This window comes from Streptomyces sp. NPDC056479 (assembly GCF_042795335.1).
Taxonomy (GTDB): Bacteria; Actinomycetota; Actinomycetes; order Streptomycetales; family Streptomycetaceae; genus Streptomyces.
Genome location: NZ_JBHTRZ010000009.1, coordinates 118,879 through 142,677, shown reverse-complemented (window position 1 = coordinate 142,677; position 23,799 = coordinate 118,879). Strand labels below are relative to the sequence as shown.

The following is a 23,799-nucleotide window of genomic DNA, read 5'->3' as shown; positions in this document are numbered from 1 at the left end:
TGGCAGACGGTGGAGCGATGACGACGAGAGTGGAAGCGGGCGGATCGACGGGCTTCTGGGCGCCCGGGACGCAGATCCTGTGGCGGTACCGGGAGAACGGCGGCCCTCGCTTCCATATCGCGCGTCCGGTCACCGTCGTACGCGACGACGCCGAGACGCTCGCGGTATGGCTCGCGCCGGGGACCGAGTGCGTCAGGCCGGTGCTCGCCGACGGGACGTCCGTGCACGAGGAGCCCCTGGAGACGCGCTACACCAAGCCGCGTTCCGTCCAGCACGACCGGTGGTTCGGGACCGGGGTGCTGAAGCTCGCGCGGCCCGGTGAGCCGTGGTCGGTGTGGCTGTTCTGGGAGCCCGGATGGCGCTTCAAGAACTGGTACGTGAATCTTGAGGAGCCGCTGACCCGTTGGACCGGCGGAGTCGACTCCGAGGACCACTTCCTCGACATCTCCGTGCACCCGGACCGCAGTTGGCACTGGCGGGACGAGGACGAGTTCGCGCAGGCCCAGCGGGACGGGCTGGTGGACGACCGGGTGGCCACTCGGGTGCGCCGGGCCGGGCACGAAGCGGTGCAGGTGATCCGCTCCTGGGGGCCGCCGTTCGCCGACGGCTGGCAGAACTGGCGCCCGGATCCCTCCTGGGCTGTACCTTCTTTGCCTGAGGACTGGGATCGCACGCCCGCGCACATGTCCTCATGAGACCCTTGATGCGCCCCCGGGCTACAAACGTAGGATCGTCCTCCGCAAGGGCGCGCAAGGGCAACTACCGGAGTGCGCGCCGGGCTTGACCGATCGTCACCGAGGGGCGGCAGGACGTGAGCGAGGGTTACCAGGGCAACGCCGGGACGGGCAGACGCTCCACCGGCGGCACAGGAACTGCCTCTGGCCACGCGGGGATTCCGTTCCTGGGGCACGTATTCCGGGTATCGGAGTTTCGGCGGGACGAACTGCGCGCGCGGCGCGCAGCCCCGGACGGATGGATTCGAAAGGCGTGACGGAGCAGCCGACCTCCTTCGAGCGCCCCGAGACGGGCGTGGACCCTGCGGAGCACCGCGGGGCGCTTGTGCGTACCTCGACACCGTCGGCGGCGCACTCCGCGCCGCCGCACCCCCCTGGCGGCGCAGCCGGAGGCGCCGGCGCCTTACCGGCGCAGGCGCGCACCGGAGAGACCCCCTCCACGCCGGGCACCACCGCCCCGTCCGGCCCGAGCAAGGAGCCCCCAGTCATCGCCGGCAACGGCCCCGAGCACTCGCAGCCCTCCGTCGCCGCCGAGCCCGACAGCCACCGGCCGCGGCCCGTCCCGGAGGCCATCCCGCCCCAGCCCGGCACCGAGCAGCCGCAGTCGTCCGCCGAGCGGCGCACCGGACAGGGCGTGGTGCCCGGCCGGCCCACGCCCATGCGGCGGGACGGCGACCGGCTGCGCTTCGTGGGCGCCGCCACCCGGCGGATCGCCCGCGGCATCGACCTGGACGAGATCGTGATGGGGCTGTGCCGGGCGACCGTGCCGACCTTCTCCGACGCGATCCTCGTCTATCTGCGCGATCCGCTGCCGGTCGGCGACGAGCGGCCCACCGGTCCCGTCGTGCTGCGCCTGCGCCGCACCGACCGGATCCCCGAGGAGCGGGACACCGAGGGCGGCTTCCTGCCCGCGGGGGCGCAGCCGGAGCCGACGGAGCTGTCCGAACTGTCCTCCGTCACCGCCGAACTGTGCGAGGTACGGCCCGGCGGCGCGCTCGCCGAGGTGCTGCGCGGCGTACGTCCCGTCTTCGCCGACGCACCCGCGGCCCGCGCCGCCCTGCCGGAACTGCTCGGCGACGACGGCGAGTTGATCATCCCCGACGGGCAGCGCGCGATCCTCGCCCCGCTGCGCGGCCGACGCCGGGTCATCGGCGCCGCGGTGTTCCTGCGCCGCCCGGAGCGCCTCGCCTTCGAGCCCGACGACCTGTTGGTCGCCGCCCAGCTCGCCACGCACAGCGCGCTCGGCATCGACAAGGCGGTGCTCTACGGCCGTGAGGCGTACATCGCCGACGAGCTCCAGCGCACCATGCTGCCCGAGACGCTCCCCCGCCCGACCGGCGTGCGGCTGGCCTCCCGTTACCTGCCGGCGGCCGAGACGGCCCGGGTGGGCGGCGACTGGTACGACGCGATCCCGCTGCCGGGCAGCCGTGTGGCGCTGGTCGTGGGCGACGTCATGGGCCACTCCATGACCTCGGCGGCGATCATGGGCCAGCTGCGCACCACGGCCCAGACCCTCGCCGGCCTCGACCTGCCCCCTCAGGAGGTCCTGCACCACCTCGACGAACAGGCCCAGCGCCTGGGTACCGACCGCATGGCGACCTGCCTCTACGCGGTCTACGACCCGGTCTCGCACCGCATCACCATCGCCAACGCCGGCCATCCGCCGCCCGTCCTGCTGCACCTGGGCGGCCGGGCCGAGGTGCTCCGCGTCCCCGCGGGCGCGCCCATCGGCGTGGGCGGCGTCGACTTCGAGGCGGTGGAGCTGGACGCACCCGCCGGGGCGACCCTGCTCCTGTACACCGACGGCCTGGTCGAGTCACGCCTGCGTGACGTGTGGACGGGCATAGAGCAGCTGCGCGAGAAGCTCGCCGCGACCGCGCAGCTCACCGGGCCGGACCATCCGCCGCCGCTGGAAGCCCTGTGCGACGAGGTGCTGGACATGCTCGGCCCGGGCGACCGGGACGACGACATCGCCCTGCTCGCCGCCCGCTTCGACGGCATCGCACCGAGCGATGTGGCGTACTGGTTCCTGGAGCCGGAGGACGCGGCACCCGGCCGTGCCCGAAAACTGGCCCGGCGCGCCCTGGCCCGCTGGGGCCTGGAGGAACTCACCGACTCGGTCGAGCTGTTGGTCAGCGAGGTCGTGACGAACGCGGTGCGGTATGCCTCCCGGCCGGTGACGCTCCGGCTGCTGCGCACCGATGTGCTGCGCTGCGAGGTCGGCGACGATGTACCGCAGTTGCCTCGGTTGCGGCAGGCCCGGGCCACGGATGAGGGTGGGCGCGGGTTGTATCTCGTGAACCGGCTGGCTCGGCGCTGGGGAGCCACGCGCTTGAGCACCGGCAAGGTTGTCTGGTTCGAGTTGAATCGCGGCTGATCGCCGTAGGGGAACTGCACGTCGCCGACTGCGGGTGCGTTGTGGCTGATCGCGCAGTTCCCCGCGCCCCTGAAGGGGCGCTGCCCTACTGGTTGTTTCCGGGTCTGACCGGGTCCAGGGTGATGTCGTCCGTCGGCGTGGACGTCGGCTCGTCCGTCGGTTCCTCCGTCGTCGGCTCCTCGGTCGGCTCCTCCGTCGTCGGCTCCTCCGTCGGCTCCTCCGTCGTGGGCTCCTCCGTCGGCTCCTTCGTCGTCGGCTCCTCCGTCGGCTCCTCGGTCGTCGGCTCCTCGGTCGGGGTCGGGGTCCACGTCGGCTGGACGGCCGCGCCCTGGTCGGTGTCGAGGTCGAACCTGGCGTCCGGGTCGGTCACCCCGAACATGTACGCCGACCAGATCTGCGCCGGGAAGCCACCGCCGTTGACGCGATCCTCGCCGCCCGCGCCGTACATCTTGGTCTGGGCGTGGGTCTTCTCGTCCTCGCCGAACAGACCCACCGAGGTGACCAGGTCAGGCGTGTAGCCCGTGAACCAGGCCGACTTGTTGTCGTCGGAGGTACCCGTCTTGCCGGCGACCTTCTGGCCGTCCCTCTTGGGGTTGTTCGCCACGGACTGGCGGGCCGTACCGTCGTCGACCACGCCCGTCAGCACCGAGGTCACCGTGTCCGCGGCCTCGGGGCTGATGACCTGCTCGCCGATCGGGTCGGGGATCTCGACCGTACGGCTGTTGTGCTCGGCCTTCTTGAGGATGCTGGGCGTGACCTTCTTGCCGTGGTTGTCGAGGGTGGCGTACACCCCGGCCATCTGCAGCGGGCTCGCGCCCATGGTGCCCAGGGTCTGCGCCGGGACGGCCTGTTCCTTCTCGGTGTTCATGCCGAGCTTGCCGGCGACGTCCATGACGTTCGGCATGCCGACGTCCACGCCCATCTGCGCGAAGACCGAGTTGACGGACTTGTTCATCGCCGTCTGGACGGTGATGTCGCCGTAGTCGCGGTCGTCCTCGTTCTCGGGCGCGAAGCCGACCTTGTTGCCGTTGGCGTCCACGACCGGCCGCTTGCTGGTGCCGTCGTAGATCGTGTTCGCGGTGATCGGCTTGCCGGACTGCGTCTCGGCGCTCTCCTCCAGGGCCGCGGCCAGGATCACCGGCTTGAACGTGGAGGCGGGCTGGTAGTCGGTGCGGGTGGCGTTGCTCGTGTAGTGCTTGAAGTAGTCCACGCCGCCGTACAGGGCGACGACCTTCCCCGTCTCGGGATCGACGGAGACCGCGCCCGCCTGGACGTTCGCGTCGACCTTGCGCTTCTTCTTGTCGAGCTTGCTGGTCAGCTGGGCCTTGACGGCCTTCTCCAGCTCGGTCTGCTTCTTCTTGTCGACGTTCAGGGTGATGGTCCAGCCCTGGTCGACGACGGCGGCCTCGGCCTGGGAGCGCGTGATGCCCTGCTCCTCCATCAGCCGGTCCTCCAGCTGACGGTTGGCGAGCTCGACCAGGTAGCCCTTCTGGCCCTCCAGCCCGGCGGTGGGCTTGGGCTCCTTCGGCTCCGGGAGCTTCGTCATGGCCTGGCGCTCGGACTGGTCGAGCCAGCCCTCCTCGACCATGTTGTCCAGGACGTAGTTCCAGCGGTTGGTGACCAGCCTCTTGCCGGTCTCCGACGCGGCCTGCCAGTCGTACTGGCTCGGTGCCTGGAGCAGTGCGGCGAGGTACGCGCCCTGCGCGACGGAGAGTTTCTCGGCGTCCTTGCGGTAGTACGCCTGGGAGGCGGCCTGGATGCCGTAGGCGCCGCGGCCGTAGTAGCTGGTGTTGATGTAGCCGGCGAGGATGTCGTCCTTGGTCATCTGGCGGTCGACCTTCAGGGAGATGACCATCTCCTTGAGCTTGCGGCTGACCGTCTGCTCCTGGCTGAGGTAGTAGTTCTTGACGTACTGCTGGGTGATGGTCGAACCACCCTGCGCGCCCTTGCCCATCACCGTATTGAGCACACCGCGGGCCGTGCCCTTCAGGTCGATCCCGTTGTCGTCGTAGAAGCTCTTGTTCTCGGCGGCGACGAACGTGTACTGGACCTTCTTGGGCACTTTGGACAGGTCGACGATCTCGCGGTTGACGTCGCCGTCGCGGGCCAGGGTCGTGCCGTCGCTGTACTTGTAGACGTTGCTCTGACGCAGTGCGGCCTGGGCGGCGGCGTTGTCCTTGGGCACGTCCACCGCGAGGTAGAGCGCGATGAAGGCGCCGATGCCGAGCAGGCAGAAGCCGAGGAACGTGCCGAGGATCTTCTTCCAGGTGAACAGCCGGCGTATGCGGCCCTTGCCGTCGCCGCCCTTGCCCCCGCCCTTGGCCGCCCGGCGGGCCGCGGCCCGGCCGCCGACCGCGGTCGACGGTGCGCCGATGACGGTGGTCGACTCGCCGGCCCCCGTGTTCGACGGCGTCCCGGACGAACGCCGGGGCGCCGCGCGGCGGCCACCGCGCTGCCGTGCTCGTCTCTCTTCGGCTCGTCCCATGGGTCCGTTCCGCTCCGCTTCGTTCTTGTGTGCGCTGCTGCCACACAGGTTCGCCGCTCAGGTCAGCTCAGAAAGCTAACACCGGAAGATGTGACAAAGGCCGGTCGATCCGGTCTTTTGCGGACGTGACAATCAGCACCTGTCCCACCGGAACCGACGGCTCAGGGGTGCATAGGGTTGCCCGCTCGGGGTAAAGTGATATCACTTAGCTAGACCGAAGCTAGTGGAAACCCACTACGGCTTCCGAAGAAACGGGGGATATCACCCATGTCGAACGACAAGATCGGCGACAGGACAGGCGACAAGGCCGACGCCGCAGCCGTCACCGCGGACGTACCCGAGATGCCCGCGCCACGCGTACGTGAGTTCACGGCACACAGCATCGGCGGCGGGCTCGCCCTGCTGCTGGGGCTGGTCGGGCTGCTGGTCGGCGCGGGGCTGATCGCCGCCTCCGGCACGGTCTCCGGGGGCGGCGGCAAGGCGGCGCTGATCATCATCGGCATCCTGGTCGCCATCGCCGCGATCCTGGCGATGTGCGGCCTGAACATGGTCGCGCCGGGCGAGGCGCGGGTCGTCCAGCTCTTCGGGCGGTACCGGGGGACGATCCGGGAGGACGGGCTGCGCTGGGTGAACCCCTTCACCTCCCGCACGAAGATCTCGACCCGGGTGCGCAACCACGAGACGGCCGTACTGAAGGTCAACGACGCCTACGGCAACCCGATCGAGCTCGCCGCGGTCGTGGTGTGGAAGGTCGAGGACACCGCGCAGGCGTCCTTCGAGGTGGACAACTACCTGGAGTTCGTGGCCACACAGACGGAAGCAGCGGTACGGCACATCGCCATCGAGTACCCGTACGACGCCCATGACGAGGGCGGCCTGTCGCTGCGCGGGAACGCCGAGGAAATCACCGAGAAGCTCGCCTTCGAACTGCACGCGCGCGTGGAGGCGGCCGGCGTGCAGATCATCGAGTCCCGCTTCACGCATCTCGCATACGCTCCCGAGATCGCCTCCGCGATGCTCCAGCGGCAGCAGGCCGGGGCCGTGGTCGCGGCCCGGCGGCAGATCGTCGACGGTGCGGTGGGCATGGTCGAGGCGGCGCTCGCGCGGATCTCCGAGCGGGACATCGTGGAGCTGGACGATGAGCGGAAGGCGGCGATGGTGTCCAACCTGATGGTGGTGCTGTGCGGCGACAGGGCCCCGCAGCCGGTCCTCAACACCGGGACGCTCTACCAGTGACGGTTCCCTCCGGGGGTTCAGCCCCTCAAGGTCGGCCGCAGCGCAAGCAGGTGCTGCTGCGGCTCGACCCGGCCGTGTACGAGGCGCTCGCACGCTGGGCCGGCGACGAACTGCGTTCGGCCAACGCCCAGATCGAGTTCCTGCTGCGGCGCGCTCTCGCCGAGGCGGGGCGTCTGCCGGGCGAGACCAAGCCGATTCCCCGCCGGGGCCGCCCTCCGGCGAAACCACCCGAGCCTCAGTAGCAGAACCGTGACAATCGGCCCCCACCTGGGCCTTCACACCCCCCGCCATGATCTACACACTCCGCGTATACATGGGGCGTATACACCCCATGTAGAGTCCTTGGCATGTCCATCGGTCACACCCTTCTAGGGCTCCTGGAGTCGGGCCCCCGCCACGGCTACGACCTCAAGCGGGCCTTCGACGAGAAGTTCGGTCACGACCGGCCGCTGCACTACGGCCAGGTCTACTCGACGATGTCCCGCCTGCTGAAGAACGGTCTCGTCGAAGTCGACGGCATCGAGCCCGGCGGCGGCCCCGAGCGCAAGCGGTACGCCATCACCGACGCCGGGATCACCGACGTCCAGCAGTGGCTCGCGACGCCCGAGAAGCCGGAGCCGTACCTCCAGTCGACCCTCTACACCAAGGTCGTCCTCGCGCTGCTCACCCGGCGCAACGCGGCCGACATCCTCGACACCCAGCGTGCCGAGCACCTGCGGATGATGCGGATCCTCACCGACCGCAAGCGGAAGGGGGACCTGGCCGACCAGCTCATCTGCGACCACGCCCTCTTCCATCTCGAGGCCGACCTGCGCTGGCTGGAACTGACCGCCGCGCGCCTCGACAAGCTGGCCGAGGTGGTGGCCAAGTGACTCCGCCTCCCGGTTCCCTGCTCGCGGCCGAGGACCTGCGCAAGGCCTACGGCCCGACCCTCGCCCTCGACGGCGCCGAGTTCTCCATCCACCCCGGCGAGGTCGTCGCCGTCATGGGCCCCTCCGGCTCCGGCAAGTCGACCCTGCTGCACTGTCTCGCCGGCATCGTGCCGCCCGACTCGGGCTCCATCACCTACAACGGGCGCGAGCTGGCCACCATGAGCGATGCCGAGCGCAGTGCCCTGCGGCGCTCCGAGTTCGGGTTCGTCTTCCAGTTCGGGCAGCTCGTGCCGGAGCTCACCTGCGTCGAGAACGTCGCCCTTCCGCTGCGGCTGAACGGCACCTCCCGCAAGGAGGCCGAGAAGGCCGCCCTGTCCTGGATGGAGCGGCTGGAGGTCGACGACCTGCGCAAGAAGCGGCCGGGCGAGGTCTCCGGCGGTCAGGGGCAGCGCGTCGCCGTCGCCCGTGCGCTGGTCACCAGCCCGCGCGTGCTGTTCGCCGACGAGCCGACCGGCGCGCTGGACTCCCTCAACGGCGAGCGCGTGATGGAGCTGCTGACGGACGCCGCCCGTTCCACCAACGCCGCCGTCGTCCTCGTCACGCACGAGGCGCGGGTGGCCGCCTACTCCGACCGCGAGATCGTCGTACGGGACGGCAAGTCCCGCGACATGGAGCGGGTCGTATGAAGGCGCGGGGGCAGTGGGCCGGGGATCTGGCCATGGGGGTGCGGTTCGCCTTCGGCGGCGGACGTGAGGGCTGGGTCCGGGCCCTGCTGACGGCCGTCGGGGTCGGCCTCGGAGTGGCGTTGCTGCTTCTGACGACCGCGATCCCGAGCGCACTGTCCGAGCGCGACCGGCGCGGCGGCTCCCGGGACGACTTCACGTACAGCGGGGAGGTGCTGCCGAAGTCGGACGAGACACTGGTCATCGCCCGTACCGACACCGTCTTCGGCAGCAAGGACGTACGCGGCCGGCTGATGGAGCCCGAGGGGGCGCGGGCGCCGATGCCGCCGGGCGTCGAGAAGTTCCCCGCGAAGGGCGAGATGGTCGTCTCGCCCGCGCTGGACCGGCTGCTCAAGTCCGACTCGGGCAAGCTGCTGCGCGAGCGCCTCCCCTACGAGGTCACCGGCACCATCACCCAGGCCGGGCTCATCGGACCCGGCGAACTCGCCTACTACGCGGGCGCCTCCGGCCTCGCGGACCGGCTGTCCGGCGGCACCGTCGAGCGCATCGACTACTTCGGCCCCTCCACCGGCAACGCCGAGGACCCGCTGGACCCGGTGCTGATCCTGCTCGTGCTGATCGTCTTCATCGTGCTGCTGCTGCCGGTCGCGGTGTTCATCGCGGCGGCCGTGCGCTTCGGCGGCGAGCGCCGGGACCGCCGGCTCGCGGCGCTCCGCCTGGTCGGCGCGGACGGGCGGATGGCGCGCCGGATCGCGGGCGGCGAGGCGCTCGCCGGGGCGCTGCTCGGGCTCGTCTTCGGCACCGGCTTCTTCCTGGTGGGGCGCCAGCTGGCGGCCCTGATGGAGGTGCGGGACATCAGCGTCTTCCCCAGCGATCTCAACCCGTCGCCCGCGCTCGCGGTGCTGGTCGCCGTGGCGGTGCCGGCCGCGGCGGTCCTGGTGACGCTGTTCGCGCTGCGCGGGGTCGTCATCGAGCCGCTCGGCGTGGTCCGTACGGCGAAGCCCCCGCGCCGCCGGCTGTGGTGGCGGCTGCTGCTGCCGCTGGGCGGCCTCGCCCTGCTGTACCCGATGGTGGGGCAGGGCAACAGCAACGGGGACTTCAACCAGTGGATGGTGATCGGCGGCACCGTGCTGCTGCTGGTCGGCGTCACCGCGCTGCTGCCGTGGATCGTCGAGGCCGTGGTGGCCCGGCTGAACACCGGCTCGGTCTCCTGGCAACTGGCCGTCCGCCGGCTCCAGTTGAGCAGCGGCTCGGCTGCTCGCATGGTCAACGGCATCGCCGTCGCGGTGGCCGGGGCGATCGCGTTGCAGATGCTCTTCTCCGGAGTCGAGGGCGACTACACCAAGCCCACGGGCGACGATCTGAACCGGGCCCAGATGGAGGTCTCCGTGCATGGCGACGTCTCGCTGGCCGAGGTCGGCCGGCAACTGGCGCAGACCAAGGGCGTACGCGATGCGTCGGCCCTCTCCCTCGGTACGGCCGGAGAGCGGGCGAAGGAACCGGACAAGTCGGTGGAGGTGGCCGTCGGCAGCTGCGCCGAGCTGCGCGAGGTGGCCCGACTCGCCTCGTGCCGCGACGGCGACGTCTTCAAGATCCTCGGCGGCGAGTACGACGACGATACGAAGAAGCTCGCCGAGCCGGGCGGCACCGTGTACTTCGACCCGGCGTACGCCGGGACCGCGAGCCACACGGTGGCCTGGAAGGTGCCCTCCGGCATCAAGACGGCGGCGCATCGCGAGGACCCGACCGGCTACGAGCGCAGCGGCCTGCTGTTCACCCAGGGCGCCCTGCCCCAGGGCGCGAAGGCCGGTCTGAGCCAGCGGGTGTACCTCTCACTGGACCTCACGGAACCGGACGCCGCCGACTACGCGCGCAACAGCGCCGCCCGGCTCGACCCCCTGTCGGACGTGTACACCCTGACGGCGAGCACGCGCTCGCTGCAGTTCCAGTCCATCCGCACCGGGCTGTTCGTCGGCGCGACCTGCGTCCTGATGCTGATCGGCGCGAGCCTGCTGGTCTCCCAGCTGGAGCAGCTGCGCGAGCGCAAGAAGCTGCTGTCGTCCCTGGTCGCCTTCGGCACCCGGCGCCGCACGCTGAGTCTGTCGGTGCTGTGGCAGACGGCGATCCCGATCGCGCTGGGTCTGCTGCTGGCGTCGGCGGTGGGACTGACGCTGGGCGCGGTGCTGCTGAAGATGGTCGACACGTCGGTGCGGGTGGACTGGGCGAGCGTGCTGGCGATGACGGGCATCGGCGCCGCGGTCGTGCTCGCGGTGACGCTGCTCAGCCTGCCGCCGCTGCTGCGGCTGATGCGGCCGGACGGTCTGCGCACGGAGTGACACTCACTCCTCGCCGTCCAGCATCCGTACGGGCAGCGGCCGCAGCGCCTGCCGCAACGCGGCCGCCAGCTCCTCGTACTCCGCTCCCCGCGCCGCCCCCGCCCGCATGGCGAGGGCGACGCGGCGGGTGGGCGCCGGGTCCGCGAAGTACCCGGTGAGCAGCTGGTTGCTGCGGCTGGTCTCGACCTTGACGGCGGTCCGCGGCAGCAGGGTCACCCCGAGGCCGCCGGCGACGAGCTGCACCAGGGTGGACAGCCCGGCGGCCGTGGTGGTGACCGGGGCGTCCGCACGGCCGGCTTCGCGGCAGATGTCGAGGGCCTGGTCGCGCAGACAGTGGCCCTCGTCCAGGAGCAGCAGGTTCAGCTCCTTCAGCGCCTCGCGCGGGATGCCCTCGCGGCCACCGAGCCGGTGCTCGAGCGGGGTGACGAGCACGAAGTCCTCGTCGAAGAGCGGGAGTTCGGCGATGCCGGGCACCCCGAGCGGGACCGCGAGCAGCAGCAGGTCCAGGCGGCCGGAGGTGAGGCCGTCGACCAGGCTCGCCGTCTGCTCCTCGTGCACCTGGAGGTCGAGGTGCGGATACCGGTCGTGGGTGAGCCGCAGGACCGTGGGCAGCAGGTAGGGCGCGACGGTGGGGATGACGCCGAGGCGCAGGGCACCGGTGAACGGGGCCCGGACCGCCTCGGCTTCCTCCATGAGCGCCCCGACCTCCGCCAGCACGGCCTTCGCCCGTACGGCCAGCCGCTCGCCGGCGGGCGAGAGCAGCACCTTGCGGGTGGTGCGCTCCAGCAAGGTCACTCCGAGTGACTCCTCCAGGGCGGAGACGGCTCCGGACAGGGCGGGCTGGCTCATGCCGATCGCGGCGGCCGCGTCCCGGAAGTGGAGGTGCTCGGCGACGGCCGCGAAGGCCCGCAGCTGGGCGAGGCTGGGCTGCCTCCTCTTACCTACGGTCACTGATAGATCCCTCCGATCAACCTGACCGAGTGTAGCTATTTCCCGTATCAATGCAGCCTGTGCCAGGATCGGTAAGGTCCAACCCATGGGAGACACCTGTACCGAACGGGTGTCTCTTCGCTGCAAGGAGAGCGTGTGCTCACTGTCGGTGACAAGTTCCCCGAGTTCGAACTGACCGCCTGCGTCTCGCTGGAGAAGGGCTCGGAGTTCGAGACGATCAACCACAAGACCTACGAGGGCAAGTGGAAGATCGTCTTCGCCTGGCCGAAGGACTTCACCTTCGTCTGCCCGACCGAGATCGCGGCCTTCGGCAAGCTGAACGAGGAGTTCGCCGACCGCGACGCCCAGGTGCTCGGCTTCTCCGGTGACTCGGAGTTCGTCCACCACGCCTGGCGCAAGGACCACGACGACCTGCGCGACCTGCCGTTCCCGATGATGGCCGACTCCAAGCACGAGCTGATGCGCGACCTCGGCATCGAGGGCGAGGACGGCTTCGCCAAGCGCGCGGTGTTCATCGTCGACCAGAACAACGAGATCCAGTTCTCCATGGTGACCGCCGGCTCCGTCGGCCGTAACCCCAAGGAGGTCCTGCGGGTCCTGGACGCCCTCCAGACGGACGAGCTGTGCCCGTGCAACTGGAGCAAGGGCGAGGACACCCTGGACCCGGTCAAGCTGCTTGCCGGAGAGTGAGTGACATGTCCCTCGACTCCCTGAAGTCCCGCCTACCGGACTACGCCAAGGACCTGAAGCTCAACCTGGGCTCGGTCATCGGCAATTCGGACCTCCCGGCGCAGCAGCTGTGGGGCACGGTGCTCGCCACCGCGATCGCCTCGCGCTCCCCGATCGTGCTGCGCGAGCTGGCGCCGGAGGCCAAGGCGAACCTCTCGCCGGAGGCGTACACCGCGGCGAAGTCCGCGGCCGCGGTGATGGCGATGAACAACGTCTTCTACCGGACCCGGCATCTGCTGTCCGACCACGAGTACGGCACCCTGCGCGCGGGGCTGCGGATGAACGTCATCGGCAACCCCGGCGTCGACAAGGTCGACTTCGAGCTGTGGTCGTTCGCGGTGTCCGCCATCAACGGCTGCGGCCTGTGCCTCGACTCGCACGAGCAGGTGCTGCGCAAGGCCGGCGTGGACCGGGAGACGGTCCAGGAGGCGTTCAAGATCGCGTCGGTGATCCAGGCCGTGGGCACCACCCTGGAAGCCGAGGCCGTGCTGGCCGACGTCGAGTAGGCGCGGTTGCTCTGTGGACCCCGCTCACTGTTCGTGGGCGGGGTCCTTTGCCGGTTGTCGCGGACCGGCGCTCGTCGGCGCCGTCTGCTGCGAATACGCCCGCAGATACCCCACGATCGTGTTCGTCACCGCCACCAGCGGCACCGCCACCACCGCGCCGCCGATCCCCGCGACCATGCCGCCCGCCGCCACCGACAGCACGACGGCCAGCGGATGGACACGGACCGCGCGCCCCAGGATGAACGGCTGCAGGACGTGGCCCTCGATCTGCTGGACGGCGAGGACGACCGCGAGGGTCATGACCGCGGTGAAGATGCCCTGCGTCACCAGCGCGACGACCACGGCCAGGGCACCGGAGGCCACCGCGCCGACGAGCGGGATGAAGGAGAAGAGGAAGATGAAGACGGCCAGCGGGACGGCCATCGGCACATCGAGGAAGTAGATGCCGATACCGATGAACACGGCGTCGATCAGGGCGACGAGAACCGTGCCGCGCACATACGCCGTCAGCGTCGCCCAGGCCCGCGGCCCGGCGCCCGCCACACCCGGACGGGCCGCGGCCGGGACCAGTTTGAGGGTCCACTGCCAGATCCGCTTGCCGTCGTAGAGCAGGAACAGCGTCGAGAAGGCCGCCAGCAGGATGCCGGTGAGGGTCTCGACGATGACCGTGACGCCTTCGAGGCCGGCCGAGGTGATCTCGTCGGTGTTGGCGCCGACCGCGTCCCGGAGGTTCTCGGCGATCTCGTTGATCTGCTTGTCGGTGACGTGGAAGGGGCTGTTGAGCAGCCAGTTGCGCAGTTCGTCGATGCCGTCCTGGACCTGGTCGGAGAGGTTGTCGATGTTCTCCATGACCTGCCAGGTCACGAACCAGCCCAGCAGTCCGATGACGACGAACCCGAGGATCGCGGTCAGCGCGGTGGCCGGTCCGCGCGGCACGCCCCGCCGGGTCAGCCACGCCACCGACGGCTGCATCAGCGCGGTGAGGAGCAGGGCGATGACGAAGGCCAGCACGACGAGTTGTACGGCGCTGATGACCCGCATCAGCACCCAGACGGTGCCCGCCAGCACCAGCAGCCGCCAGCCGGCCTCCGCCGCGACCCGTACGCCCCACGGCACGACCTGTGCGGGGTCGGGCCGGGGCGGTGCGGCCGCGGGCGGGTGGTCGGGGGGCCGCGGGACATGGTCCGCGGGCGGCGGTGGGGCGTCGGGGGGCTCGGGCGTGGGTTCGGCGAGGGTGGCCGTGGCGACGGCGGACCGCTGCTCCGGCTCGTACTCCACGCTCTCCCGTTCCACCGCGGCGCGGCGCTCGTCCAACCGCTCGCTCATCTCGGTCAGCCCGGCACCGATCCGGCCGAGCCACCCTGGCACTCGCGACATGATCCGTCCTCTTCCCCCGCCTGTTCCCACCACTCCCCCCGGAGTCGTTCGGTCCGACCGTACATGGCCCCGCCCGGAGAAGCGCGAAAGCCCCTCACCGAAGGACGGTGAGGGGCTCTGCAGGGTTGAGCGCGGGCTCAGTACCAGTGGTTGGCCTGCCAGAAGCTCCAGGCGCCGCAGGGGCTGTCGTAGCGCTCGTTCATGTAGTTCAGGCCCCACTTGATCTGGGTGGCCGGGTTCGTCTGCCAGTCCGAACCGACGGACGACATCTTGGAACCGGGCAGGGCCTGGAAAAGTCCGTAGGCGCCCGACGAGGCGTTGACCGCCTGGTAGTTCCAGCTGGACTCGTGGTCCACGATGTTGCTGAAGCACTGGAACTGGTCGCTCGGCACCATCGAACGCGCCATCGCCTGGATCTGCGAGACGGTGTACGAGCTCTGGACGGGGAAGTCGGCTGCGGAGGACCGGGAGGCCTTGGCCTCGGCCTCTTCACGCTCCTTGGCTTCCTGCGCCGCCTTCTCGGCCTTCTCGGCGGCTTCCTTCTTCTCGATCGCGGTCTGAGCGGCAGCCTTGCGGGCGGCCTCCTCAGCGTCCTTCTTGGCGCTCGTGTCCGCGGCGATGGCCTGGACATCGGCCTGTGCCGACATGGACTCGAACTGCACCTGGGCCTGCTGGCCCGCGGGTATGTCCGCGAGGAGCGTCGAATCGGCAGCCGTCGCCTCGGCGTCGTTGTTCTGCGCGGTGCTGCCCGAGGCAACGCCGACGACGCTTCCGACAGCGGTGACCGCGGTGGCAGAGGCCACTGCGAATCCCCTGACCGAAATCGGACTCACACGGTTTCCTTCCAGCATCGTCCGCTTCGGTGACCCTGGCGGACGCAATCGTGCCCCTTGCTCTGGCCTCCCAACTGCGGGGTCACGGGAGGCTCGGACCCGATGGGCAACTCCCTTGCGAGGAGCACCGCGTGGTGACTCGGGCGGCATACGACGGCGCTATGGAATTGGCTGTGGTGCTGCTGTGGTTCCGTACCGCTGGGGGTACAGGTGTGTCGTATGCGGGGCCTGACAGGAGTGAGACTCTGCCGCACCCGGACGCCGCAAGGCAATTCTGTGTTGCGTGTGAAAGCTCACACCTTGTTTGTCCCAGGGGTTTTGAGGAAAGCCGCACGCGCCAAGGCGCCGCCCGGATAGGCTCACTGCCTTTCCGAACGGCGCCAACCAACGAGTAGCTACCGCAAGTTGAGCACTTGGGTCAGATCTGCCCGTCCTCCAGCATTTCGGTCACAAGGGCCGCGATCTGGGACCTCTCGGACCGCGTCAGCGTGACATGGGCGAAGAGCGGATGCCCCTTCAGCTTCTCCACGACGGCCACGACACCGTCGTAGCGCCCGACCCGCAGATTGTCCCGCTGGGCCACATCATGGGTCAGAACGACCCTTGAATTCGCGCCGATTCGGGACAGAACGGTCAGCAGGACGTTCCGTTCCAGTGACTGCGCCTCGTCCACGATCACGAACGCGTCGTGCAGCGAGCGTCCGCGGATATGGGTGAGGGGCAGCACCTCCAGCATGCCGCGTGCGGTGACCTCTTCGATGACCTCGCGGCTGGTGACCGCGGACAGTGTGTCGAAGACCGCCTGCGCCCAGGGGCTCATCTTCTCGGCCTCGCTGCCGGGCAGATAGCCGAGCTCCTGCCCGCCCACCGCGTACAGCGGCCGGAAGACCATCACCTTCTGGTGCTGACGGCGCTCCAGCACCGCCTCCAGACCCGCGCACAGCGCCAGCGCCGACTTACCGGTGCCGGCCCGGCCGCCCATGGACACGATCCCGATGTCCGGGTCGAGCAGCAGATCGAGCGCGATCCGCTGCTCGGCGCTGCGGCCCTTGATGCCGAAGGCCTCCCGATCGCCGCGCACCACCCGGACGTTGCCCTCGGGCGTGATCCGGCCCAGCGCCTTGCCGCGCTCGGAGTGGATCGTCAGTCCGGTGTGCACGGGCATGTCGGAGGCCTCGGGGACATAGACGTGCCCCTCCTCGAAGAGGATGTCCACCTGTTCGCCCGGCAGGGTCAGTTCGGACATTCCGGTCCAGCCGGAGGAGTCCGTGATGGCGAGCTCGGCGCGGTACTCCTCGGCGAGGAGACCGACGGACGAGGCCTTGATCCTGAGCGGCAGGTCCTTCGAGACGACGGTGACGTCGAACCCCTCGGCCTGCAGATTGCGGGCGACCGCGAGGATGCGGGAGTCGTTGTCCCCCAGGCGGTAGCCGCTGGGCAGCACGCTGGGGTCCGAGTGGTTGAGCTCGACACGGACTGTCCCGCCGAGATCCCCGATCGGAATGGGGGCATCGAGACGGCCATGCCTCACCCGGAACTCGTCGAGCAGGCGCAGCGCCTGCCGGGCGAAGTAGCCGAGTTCGGGATGGTGCCGTTTGGCCTCCAGTTCCGTCACCACGACGATGGGGAGCACGACCTCGTGCTCGTCGAAGCGGTTCAGGGCGTTCGGGTCGGCCAGCAGGACGCTGGTGTCGAGAACGTAGGTGCGCCGGTCTGGCTTGTGGCGCTTTGTGCTGGTCACCACGGAAGGACGTACCCCCTCGGATGAGGTCGGGGAGCGACGGAGTGGGGCTGGACCGGTCGTCGGCCGCTCTGCACGGGCCGAAAACCGGCCCCCCGCGTCTTCTTCCGTGCCGTGACCGCACGGTGGGGCTGGTGCAAAGGGCCTCCCGGGCGGACGGCTCCGGCGCCGCCCGCTGAGATACGACACCCGTGGTTCGGGTGTCGACCTGCTTGGCTTATGCCCTCGAACATGCGGCGCCATGCCAGCGCATATGACGGCGCGCTGGTGAACTCCTTGTTACTTCTGTCCCGGAGAGGGTCGGTTTTGCCGCGCCCGTATACGGCGCCGAAGGCGCCGGAAGGTGCTCAGCCGCCGTAGCGCCGGTGCCGGGCCGCGTAGTCGCGAAGGGCCCGCAGGAAGTCCACCTTGCGGAAGGCCGGCCAGAAGACCTCGCAGAAGTAGTACTCCGAGTGGGCTGTCTGCCACAGCATGAATCCGGACAGCCGCTGCTCGCCGCTGGTGCGGATCACGAGGTCGGGGTCGGGCTGGTCGCCGGTGTAGAGGTGGCTGCCGATCAGGTCCACACTGACGGACTCGGCGAGGTCCTCCATGGCGGTGCCCTTGTCGTGGGCGTCGACGATCATCGAGCGCACGGCGTCGGCGATCTCCTGGCGGCCGCCGTAGCCGATGGCCACGTTGACCAGTATCCCGTCGATGTGGGCGGTGGACTCCTCGGCTTCCTTCAGCCCGTTCTGCATCTGCGAGGGCAGCAGGTCGGGGTTGCCCACGTGGTGCACGCGCCAGCGGCCGTCCGCGGCGAGGGTCCGTACGACGTCCTCGATGATCCCGAGCAGCGGACCGAGCTCGTCCTGCGGCCGGTCGAAGTTGTCCGTCGACAGCAGCCAGAGGGTGACGACCTCGACGTCCGTCTCGCTGCACCAGCCGAGGAACTCCTCGATCTTCTCGGCACCCGCCCGGTGACCGTGCACGGTGGTGGAACCCGAGGCCTTCGCCCAGCGCCGGTTGCCGTCCATGATGACGCCGATGTGCTTGGGCACCTGAGCGTGGTCCAGGTGACCTTCCACCCGGCGTGCGTACAGCCTGACCAGCAGGCCGCGCAGCTTGTCGCGCAGGTTCACGTGTTCGTCAGCCCCTCCGTACGGCGGTCCCCTCCGGCGAAGCGTACCCCTGCGGGGCTTGGGCGGTGGTTATGGGGTGCGGCGGGCGAGGGCGCCCCGCACCCCTTGGGGCGTTGCAGGTCCCGGCACTTGGATGCACCCCCTGGCGCGGGCAGAAAAAACGGGCCGGTCCGTGGGGGGGAGACGGACCGGCCCGAGGGGGGGTTTCCACCATAACCCTTCGTAAGTGATGCTGCGTGCATCGGCGTGCCACAACTACTCTCCGAAGTCGCTCGGCGACGGGCCGGTGGCCACGAAACGGCCCTTTCATGGCGGATTCATGGCGGCCCGGCAGCGGATTCCCAGGGGAAACGGGTGAGATAGGGCCGGATCCGGAGGATTTGGCGCACCTTGAGGCCTGCCTGGCGACTTGTCCGCGCATCCCCCGCCCGGGTGACCCCGACCGCGAACGCGCGCTTGACGGCGCACGGGAGCACGCGGGGCGGACGCGGTGTCGGCGCGACGCGCGTTCAACAGGGGGCCGTTCCGGGGCATGGCACCGCGCAGTCCCCTCCACCGCGCGGTGCCGCCGCGCAGCTTTGCGTACGCGAATTACCTTGGTCTGAACTTACGTGAAGAGCGAAGGGAATACGAGTCGGCCGCCATAACAATGTGGAAAAGGTGAGGGTTCCTTGGATGCGCAGGGGGCCGGAGGCCTTCGCTCACGGATGCACGGTTTGCACCGGACGGCTCGCCTAGGCCGTCTGGCGGACAGCTTCCGACCTACATCGGGCCTACGGTCGCCGTATGACAGCGATGGCGAAGAAGACGGCGGGCGGTGCGAAGCCGGAGATCACCTGGGACCGGGCGAGCGCGCGACGGCTTGAGCGGCAGTTCCTGGCCCGTCCCGCCGGGCCCGGCACCCCGGTCGCGGAGGTGGTCGGGGCGATGCTGGGCGCGCATGCGCAGGTGCTGTCCGCGGCGGAGGTGTCGGTGGGGGTGCGGGCCGCCGGGGTGACACGGGCGGAGGTACGGACCGCGCTGTGGGAGGACCGTTCGCTGGTGAAGACGTTCGGCCCGCGCGGCACCGTGCATCTGCTCCCCGCCGCCGAACTGCCGCTGTGGTGCGGGGCGCTGACCGCGATTCCGACGGGCCAGAGCCCGTTCGCACCGGACACGCGCGTGACGCCGGAGCAGGCGGAGCAGATCGTGGCGGCGATCGGGGACGCCCTGGACGGGGTGTGTCTGACCGTGGACGAGCTGAGCGAGGAGGTCGTGGCACGCACCGGTGCCTGGGCCGGCGACCTGGTGATGCCCGCCTTCCAGGACCTGTGGCCCCGCTGGCGGCAGGTCATGCACCGGGCCGGCCAGTCGGGCGCCCTGTGCTTCGGCCCGAACCGGGGCCGCAAGGTGACGTACACCCGCCCCCCGGCCTTCGACCCGATCCCGGGAAAGGCGGCCCTGCGGGAGCTCGTACGACGCTATCTGCGCGGGTACGGCCCCGCGACACCCGCGAACTTCGCCAAGTGGCTCGCGGCGCCGGCGGGTTGGGCGGGCGCCCTGTTCACGGAGCTGGCGGAGGCCGGGGAGATCGACGAGGTCGGCTTCGAGGGGGCGGCGGGCTGGGTGGCGGCGGGGGACGCGGAGTTCCCGGACGGGCGGGTGCGGGGGGTGCGGCTGCTGCCGTACTTCGACGCCTACGCCATCGCCGCCCAGCCGCGGGAGTCGCTGTTCCCCGGGGAGGCGTACCGGCGGGCGCTCGCGGGAGGCCAGGCCGGGAACTTTCCGGTGGTGCTGGTGGACGGCCGGGTGGCCGGGGTCTGGCACCAGCGTCGCCAGGGCCGTCGTACGACGGTGACCGTGGAATTGGTCGGACGGCGGGTGTCGGCGCGGCTGGAGCGGGAGCTGGGCGAGCAGGCGGAGCGGGTGGGGGAAGTGCTGGAGGCGAAGGCGGAGCTGGTGGTCGGGCCGGTGACGGTCGGCCCGCACGCGTGAGCGTGACGCCGGCTCAGGAGGCGGGCTTGCGGGCCTCGAAGAGGTGGCGGGTGCTGTGCGCGACGAACGGGCCCTCGGACCCGATCCGCTCGTGCAGGGCGCGGAGTCGGGGACGGTACGCCTCGACGGTGAAGCCGGGGACCATCCACACCACCTTGCGCAGGAAGTGGATGACGGCGGCGATGTCGTGGAACTCCATGCGCAGTTCCTCGGCACGCAGCTCGACGATCTCCAGGCCGGCGGCCTCGGCGCCGGCGCGCTCGCGGTCGGGGTGGCGGCCGTCGCGGACCTCGGCGGGCTGGGGCCCGAGGAAGTAATCGACCAGCTCGAAGACGCTGTGGGGCCCGACGTGCTGGGCGAAGTAGGTGCCGCCGGGCCGGAGGACGCGGGCGATCTCCTGCCAGTGCGGCTGCACCGGATGCCTGCTGGACACCAGGTCGAAGGCGCCGTCCGCGAAGGGCAGCGGGGCGTCGTCCGGCGCGGCGACCACCGGGACTCCGCACGGGCGGAGCAGGGCCGTGGCCTTGGCGACGTTGGGCGGCCAGCCCTCGGTGGCGACGGTGAGCGGCGGGGCCTTCGGAGCGGCGGCGAGGGCGAAGTGCAGGACTTCGCCGCCTCCCGTCTGGATGTCGAGCGCGGAGGTGGCGGCGGCCAGCCGCCCGCCCAGGGACCGCGCGTATCCCCATGAGGGCCGCGCCTCGGTGGCCCGCCCCTCGAACCAGGAGAAGTCCCAGCCCTCGGTGGGGACGGCGACGCCCTCGGCGACCAACTCCTCGAACGACCCGCTGTCCTGTCCCATGCGGTCATGATCGCAGGGCGCTGTCAGTGGCTGCTGATAATTTCCGGCGCCATGACGAACTCGACGTACACGGCGGATGAGAAGACGACACTCCGGGCCGGCCTCGACCGGCACCGGGACGCGGTGGTCTGGAAGCTGGAGGGGCTGGACGACGAGCAGTTGCGCCGCCCGATGACCCCGACGGGCACCAGCCTGCTGGGCCTGGTCAAGCACCTCGGGTCGGTGGAGTACGGCTGGTTCGTCTCGACCTTCGGCGGCGAGGTGGAGCCGCTGTGGTTCGACCCGTACAGCGACGAGGACATGCGGGCGGACCAGGGCGAGACGACACAGCAGATCATCGACTTCTACGGCCGTGCGCGCGCCGCGGCGGACCGGGTGATCGCCGAACGGTCGCTCACGGCCCTGGGGAAGCCCTCGTGGCGGGACTCCGAGGTGTCGATGCGGTGGGTGCTCGTCCACATGATCGAGGAGACGGCACGGCACGCGGGCCACATGGACATCGTGCGCGAGCTGATCGACGGGGCGATGGGGGATCACCGGCCGGGCTGACCGGGGAGCACGAGCAGCACATGCTCGTCCTCGCCATGGTGGAGGGTGCCGGCCCGCTGGAAGCCGTGGTGTTCGAGGAGGCGTACCGAGGCCGTGTTGGCGTGGAAGGGGTCGGCGTACAGGGGGCGGGTCCGCTCCGTGTCGAGGAAGAGGGCGAGGGCCGCGGTGCCGACGCCCCGGCCCCAGTACGGCCGCCCCAGCCAGTAGCCGAGGAAGCGGCGGTCGCCGTCCCACCAGGAGACGACACTGCCGGCCACCTCGTCCCCGACCGTGACGGTCCGCACGAGACAGGTCTCGTCGCCGAGCACACTGGTCCGCCAGTGCTTCATGAAGGCGTCCCGCGGCCGGGGTGTGAACCTCGAGCGCCGGACGGCCTCCGGGTCGTGCTCGTAGGCGAGGAAGGCCTCGAGGTCGGAGTCCAGGACCTCCCGGATGCGGACGTCCACGCTGTCGATGCCCGGGTCAACGCTCATGCCTCGGAGTGTGGCAGCAGCCACTGACAACGCCCTCGTGCCGACCGGACACGGCCTAGGGCACCAACGGCCGCACTTCCTCCGCCACGAACCGCACGAACGCCTCCGGGTCCGGCTCGTCCCCCGTCGGCTGGAGGACCACGGTGTCGGCACCGGCGTCCGCGAGCCGTTGCACGGCCTTCGCCACGGCTCCGGCGTCCCCGGCGACCCCGAGGTCGGGCACGGCGGCGACCCCCTCGGCCTCGAGTTCGGCCTTGAGCCGGGCGGGCCCGTCGGCCCCGGTGGCGGTGAGCAGATAGACGACGACCTCATGCGGCTCGCCGCCGGTACGTCCCGCCGACTCCCGCCCCTCGTCGATGAGCTGCCGCGCCCTGCGCACGCCCTCGGGCGGAGTCGAGGCGGTGAGCAGCGTCCCGTCGGCGGCGGCACCGGCCAGCCGCAGCGAGCGGGGTCCGGTGGCACCGGCGATGACGGGCACCGGCTCGGCGGGCGGCCAGTCCAGGGCGACGTCGTCGAGCTTGACGTACCGCCCCTCGACGGTCACCAGCTCCCCGCGCAGCAGGGCCCGCAGCGCGTCGAGATGCTCCCGCAGCAGAGTCACCGGTGACTCGGCCCGCGCTCCGACCTGCCCCATCCAGTCCTGCACGCCGTGTCCGACGGCGAGGATCGGCCGCCCCGGGAACATCCGGTACAGACTGGCGGCCTCCATGGCGGTGATCGCGACATTGCGCAGCGGCACGGGCAGCAGCCCGATGCCGATCCTGACACGCTCGGTCCAGGCGAGGGCGGCCGCCGCGGTGGAGATCCCTCCCTCACGGAAGCAGTCCTCCCAGAGCCAGAGCTCTTCCAGGCCTGTCTCGTCGGCGAGCCGGGCGACGGATCGGAGGCGTTCGGGGGCGAGCTGGGGACGGAATACTGCGCCGAGTCCGGTCATGGGGCCTTTCCTACCCGGGTAACACTGGCCCGACAACCCGGAATTCTGCAGTGGCGGGAGGCGGCCGAGGATGGCGCGGCGATGGCGTGATGGGCATGGGGCCCTGGTCGTGCACGGGGAGCGGGGGGATGTGCCGGTTCCCCTGGAGGTGGCCTCGTCGTACCGGGCCCGTACGAAGGGGCTGCTCGGGCGGGATGCCGTCGACGGGGCGATGCTGCTGACGCCGGCCGGCAGCGTGCACACGTTCCGGATGCGCATACCCATCGACGTCGCGTATCTCGACCGGCGGCTGAACGTCATCGCCGTACGCACCATGAGGCCGGGTCGGCTCGGGCTGCCCCGGCTCCGCTCCCGGCATGTGCTGGAGGCGGAGGCGGGGGCGATGGCCGGGTGGGGGGTGCGGGTCGGGGTGCGGGTGACGGTGGACGTGGGGTGAGGCCGCCCCCGCCGGGTCAGCCGTCCGAGCGCGGGAAGGAGACCTCCACCCGTCGGTTCTTCTTGCGGCCGGCCTCCGTCGTGTTCGAGGAGATCGGGTACTCCTCGCCGTAGCCCCGGACCTCGTAGGTGACCGTGGAGTCGTTCAGCTCCGAGTCCAGGACTCCCTGTACGGCGTTCGCGCGCTGCCTGGACAGGACGTCACCGTGGGCCAAGGAGCCCAGGTTGTCGGTGAACCCGAAGACACGGATCCGCGTGGCGTTCTGGGTCTTGATCTCCTCCGCGATCGAGGCGATCCGGGCCTTCGCCTCGCCGGTCAGCTTCGCGCTGTCCTTGGGGAACAGCACCTCGGCCTGGAGCGCGAACTTCACGTCCGCGTTGGTGTCCTCCCGGCGTTCCTCGCCGCTCTGGTCCTCGACGACCTGCTTGATGTCCAGGACCTTGGGTTCGGCGAGGGTGGCGCCTTCCGGGAGCTTGAGGTCGGGGTCGTTGGCGTCCACCTCGACGGGGGCGCTGGCGCTGGCCTCGGTGCCGGGCGGGACGCCGGGGTCGTCGTCGGCGTCGGCCGTGGTGGCGCCGAGGATGTTGGCGGCGACCATGATCGTGGCGGCGGTGAGGGTGAGGGTGAGGCGGGGGGTGCGGGTCATTTGGGCC

The 23,799-nt window shown here is 70.5% G+C and carries 22 protein-coding genes; 12 read left to right on the top strand and 10 right to left on the bottom strand.

The window, feature by feature from the left end; translation table 11 throughout:
* Nucleotides 1-17: 17 nt before the first annotated feature.
* Together ACFQ6S_RS32160 and ACFQ6S_RS32155 are read left to right on the top strand one after the other, a co-directional pair.
* Entirely contained in the window at nucleotides 18-695 is a 678-nt protein-coding gene (locus ACFQ6S_RS32160; RefSeq protein WP_383417588.1) for a DUF402 domain-containing protein, read from the top strand.
* A gap of 292 nt (nucleotides 696-987) precedes the next feature.
* Entirely contained in the window at nucleotides 988-3,111 is a 2,124-nt protein-coding gene (locus tag ACFQ6S_RS32155) for a SpoIIE family protein phosphatase (RefSeq protein WP_383417585.1), read from the top strand.
* An 85-nt stretch (nucleotides 3,112-3,196) separates the two neighbouring features.
* Here the strand turns inward: ACFQ6S_RS32155 and ACFQ6S_RS32150 are convergent, their stop codons facing one another.
* Nucleotides 3,197-5,596 (bottom strand): transglycosylase domain-containing protein, encoded by a 2,400-nt coding sequence (locus ACFQ6S_RS32150; protein ID WP_383417582.1) that lies wholly within the window; start codon nucleotides 5,594-5,596, stop codon nucleotides 3,197-3,199.
* A gap of 267 nt (nucleotides 5,597-5,863) precedes the next feature.
* Between ACFQ6S_RS32150 and ACFQ6S_RS32145 the strand changes: the two genes are divergently transcribed.
* From ACFQ6S_RS32145 to ACFQ6S_RS32125, 5 genes are all read left to right on the top strand, one after another.
* Nucleotides 5,864-6,832: an SPFH domain-containing protein gene (locus ACFQ6S_RS32145; protein ID WP_383417579.1), complete on the top strand. Its 969-nt coding sequence runs from the start codon at nucleotides 5,864-5,866 to the stop codon at nucleotides 6,830-6,832.
* Nucleotides 6,829-7,074 carry a hypothetical protein gene (locus ACFQ6S_RS32140; RefSeq protein ID WP_383417576.1) on the top strand — a complete coding sequence of 82 codons (246 nt, stop codon included), beginning with the start codon at nucleotides 6,829-6,831 and terminating at the stop codon, nucleotides 7,072-7,074. Before ACFQ6S_RS32145 ends, ACFQ6S_RS32140 begins: the two co-directional genes overlap by 4 nt.
* Nucleotides 7,075-7,179: 105 nt before the next feature.
* Entirely contained in the window at nucleotides 7,180-7,704 is a 525-nt protein-coding gene (locus ACFQ6S_RS32135) for a PadR family transcriptional regulator (RefSeq protein WP_383417573.1), read from the top strand.
* Nucleotides 7,701-8,390: an ABC transporter ATP-binding protein gene (locus ACFQ6S_RS32130; RefSeq protein WP_383417570.1), complete on the top strand. Its 690-nt coding sequence runs from the start codon at nucleotides 7,701-7,703 to the stop codon at nucleotides 8,388-8,390. The genes ACFQ6S_RS32135 and ACFQ6S_RS32130 overlap by 4 nt, the downstream gene beginning before the upstream one ends.
* Nucleotides 8,387-10,723: an ABC transporter permease gene (locus tag ACFQ6S_RS32125; protein WP_383417568.1), complete on the top strand. Its 2,337-nt coding sequence runs from the start codon at nucleotides 8,387-8,389 to the stop codon at nucleotides 10,721-10,723. Before ACFQ6S_RS32130 ends, ACFQ6S_RS32125 begins: the two co-directional genes overlap by 4 nt.
* A gap of 3 nt (nucleotides 10,724-10,726) precedes the next feature.
* Here ACFQ6S_RS32125 and ACFQ6S_RS32120 read toward each other — a convergent pair whose 3' ends face one another.
* Nucleotides 10,727-11,674 carry a LysR substrate-binding domain-containing protein gene (locus ACFQ6S_RS32120; protein WP_383417565.1) on the bottom strand — a complete coding sequence of 316 codons (948 nt, stop codon included), beginning with the start codon at nucleotides 11,672-11,674 and terminating at the stop codon, nucleotides 10,727-10,729.
* Nucleotides 11,675-11,809: 135 nt separating this feature from the next.
* On the opposite strand from ACFQ6S_RS32120, the gene ACFQ6S_RS32115 reads away from it, so the two are divergent.
* The gene (locus tag ACFQ6S_RS32115; RefSeq protein ID WP_370264283.1) at nucleotides 11,810-12,364 is read left to right on the top strand and encodes a peroxiredoxin; all 555 of its coding nucleotides are present in this window, start codon (nucleotides 11,810-11,812) and stop codon (nucleotides 12,362-12,364) included.
* Between the two features lie 5 nt (nucleotides 12,365-12,369).
* On the top strand, nucleotides 12,370-12,909 hold the full coding sequence (locus ACFQ6S_RS32110) for an alkyl hydroperoxide reductase (protein ID WP_383417561.1): 540 nt from the start codon (nucleotides 12,370-12,372) through the stop codon (nucleotides 12,907-12,909).
* A gap of 24 nt (nucleotides 12,910-12,933) precedes the next feature.
* Here the strand turns inward: ACFQ6S_RS32110 and ACFQ6S_RS32105 are convergent, their stop codons facing one another.
* The 4 genes from ACFQ6S_RS32105 to ACFQ6S_RS32090 form a co-directional block, all read right to left on the bottom strand.
* On the bottom strand, nucleotides 12,934-14,286 hold the full coding sequence (locus tag ACFQ6S_RS32105; protein ID WP_383417558.1) for an AI-2E family transporter: 1,353 nt from the start codon (nucleotides 14,284-14,286) through the stop codon (nucleotides 12,934-12,936).
* Nucleotides 14,287-14,423: 137 nt separating this feature from the next.
* A complete protein-coding gene (locus ACFQ6S_RS32100) occupies nucleotides 14,424-15,137 on the bottom strand; it encodes a transglycosylase SLT domain-containing protein (protein WP_383417555.1) in 714 nt (237 codons plus the stop codon).
* A 400-nt stretch (nucleotides 15,138-15,537) separates the two neighbouring features.
* Entirely contained in the window at nucleotides 15,538-16,863 is a 1,326-nt protein-coding gene (locus ACFQ6S_RS32095) for a PhoH family protein (RefSeq protein ID WP_383417552.1), read from the bottom strand.
* Between the two features lie 344 nt (nucleotides 16,864-17,207).
* Complete coding sequence (locus ACFQ6S_RS32090) at nucleotides 17,208-17,981, bottom strand: isoprenyl transferase (RefSeq protein ID WP_383417549.1); 774 nt, start codon at nucleotides 17,979-17,981, stop codon at nucleotides 17,208-17,210.
* A 786-nt stretch (nucleotides 17,982-18,767) separates the two neighbouring features.
* Between ACFQ6S_RS32090 and ACFQ6S_RS32085 the strand changes: the two genes are divergently transcribed.
* A complete protein-coding gene (locus tag ACFQ6S_RS32085; protein ID WP_383417546.1) occupies nucleotides 18,768-19,955 on the top strand; it encodes a winged helix DNA-binding domain-containing protein in 1,188 nt (395 codons plus the stop codon).
* Nucleotides 19,956-19,968: 13 nt separating this feature from the next.
* On the opposite strand, the gene ACFQ6S_RS32080 is transcribed toward ACFQ6S_RS32085, so the two are convergent.
* Nucleotides 19,969-20,754: a methyltransferase domain-containing protein gene (locus ACFQ6S_RS32080; protein ID WP_383417543.1), complete on the bottom strand. Its 786-nt coding sequence runs from the start codon at nucleotides 20,752-20,754 to the stop codon at nucleotides 19,969-19,971.
* Between the two features lie 6 nt (nucleotides 20,755-20,760).
* Between ACFQ6S_RS32080 and ACFQ6S_RS32075 the strand changes: the two genes are divergently transcribed.
* On the top strand, nucleotides 20,761-21,303 hold the full coding sequence (locus tag ACFQ6S_RS32075; protein WP_383417540.1) for a DinB family protein: 543 nt from the start codon (nucleotides 20,761-20,763) through the stop codon (nucleotides 21,301-21,303).
* Here ACFQ6S_RS32075 and ACFQ6S_RS32070 read toward each other — a convergent pair.
* Together ACFQ6S_RS32070 and ACFQ6S_RS32065 are read right to left on the bottom strand one after the other, a co-directional pair.
* Nucleotides 21,288-21,776, bottom strand: a complete 489-nt coding sequence (locus tag ACFQ6S_RS32070; RefSeq protein WP_383417538.1) for a GNAT family N-acetyltransferase — start codon at nucleotides 21,774-21,776, stop codon at nucleotides 21,288-21,290. The genes ACFQ6S_RS32075 and ACFQ6S_RS32070 overlap by 16 nt on opposite strands.
* A gap of 55 nt (nucleotides 21,777-21,831) precedes the next feature.
* On the bottom strand, nucleotides 21,832-22,710 hold the full coding sequence (locus tag ACFQ6S_RS32065) for an LLM class flavin-dependent oxidoreductase (protein ID WP_383417535.1): 879 nt from the start codon (nucleotides 22,708-22,710) through the stop codon (nucleotides 21,832-21,834).
* Between the two features lie 70 nt (nucleotides 22,711-22,780).
* On the opposite strand from ACFQ6S_RS32065, the gene ACFQ6S_RS32060 reads away from it, so the two are divergent.
* The gene (locus ACFQ6S_RS32060) at nucleotides 22,781-23,146 is read left to right on the top strand and encodes a DUF192 domain-containing protein (protein WP_383417532.1); all 366 of its coding nucleotides are present in this window, start codon (nucleotides 22,781-22,783) and stop codon (nucleotides 23,144-23,146) included.
* Nucleotides 23,147-23,162: 16 nt separating this feature from the next.
* Here the strand turns inward: ACFQ6S_RS32060 and ACFQ6S_RS32055 are convergent, their stop codons facing one another.
* Entirely contained in the window at nucleotides 23,163-23,792 is a 630-nt protein-coding gene (locus tag ACFQ6S_RS32055; RefSeq protein ID WP_383417530.1) for an OmpA family protein, read from the bottom strand.
* Nucleotides 23,793-23,799: the final 7 nt, after the last annotated feature.

Bases quoted from the DNA above. Each gene is read 5' to 3' on its own strand.
- ACFQ6S_RS32060 (WP_383417532.1), top strand. From the start codon at position 22,781: ATGGCGCGGCGATGGCGTGATGGGCATGGGGCCCTGGTCGTGCACGGG.
- ACFQ6S_RS32080 (WP_383417543.1), bottom strand. From the start codon at position 20,754: ATGGGACAGGACAGCGGGTCGTTCGAGGAGTTGGTCGCCGAGGGCGTC.
- ACFQ6S_RS32135 (WP_383417573.1), top strand. From the start codon at position 7,180: ATGTCCATCGGTCACACCCTTCTAGGGCTCCTGGAGTCGGGCCCCCGC.
- ACFQ6S_RS32160 (WP_383417588.1), top strand. From the start codon at position 18: ATGACGACGAGAGTGGAAGCGGGCGGATCGACGGGCTTCTGGGCGCCC.
- ACFQ6S_RS32125 (WP_383417568.1), top strand. From the start codon at position 8,387: ATGAAGGCGCGGGGGCAGTGGGCCGGGGATCTGGCCATGGGGGTGCGG.
- ACFQ6S_RS32150 (WP_383417582.1), bottom strand. From the start codon at position 5,596: ATGGGACGAGCCGAAGAGAGACGAGCACGGCAGCGCGGTGGCCGCCGC.
- ACFQ6S_RS32075 (WP_383417540.1), top strand. From the start codon at position 20,761: ATGATCGCAGGGCGCTGTCAGTGGCTGCTGATAATTTCCGGCGCCATG.
- ACFQ6S_RS32100 (WP_383417555.1), bottom strand. From the start codon at position 15,137: ATGCTGGAAGGAAACCGTGTGAGTCCGATTTCGGTCAGGGGATTCGCA.
- ACFQ6S_RS32055 (WP_383417530.1), bottom strand. From the start codon at position 23,792: ATGACCCGCACCCCCCGCCTCACCCTCACCCTCACCGCCGCCACGATC.
- ACFQ6S_RS32085 (WP_383417546.1), top strand. From the start codon at position 18,768: ATGACAGCGATGGCGAAGAAGACGGCGGGCGGTGCGAAGCCGGAGATC.
- ACFQ6S_RS32065 (WP_383417535.1), bottom strand. From the start codon at position 22,710: ATGACCGGACTCGGCGCAGTATTCCGTCCCCAGCTCGCCCCCGAACGC.
- ACFQ6S_RS32145 (WP_383417579.1), top strand. From the start codon at position 5,864: ATGTCGAACGACAAGATCGGCGACAGGACAGGCGACAAGGCCGACGCC.
- ACFQ6S_RS32110 (WP_383417561.1), top strand. From the start codon at position 12,370: ATGTCCCTCGACTCCCTGAAGTCCCGCCTACCGGACTACGCCAAGGAC.
- ACFQ6S_RS32070 (WP_383417538.1), bottom strand. From the start codon at position 21,776: ATGAGCGTTGACCCGGGCATCGACAGCGTGGACGTCCGCATCCGGGAG.
- ACFQ6S_RS32105 (WP_383417558.1), bottom strand. From the start codon at position 14,286: ATGTCGCGAGTGCCAGGGTGGCTCGGCCGGATCGGTGCCGGGCTGACC.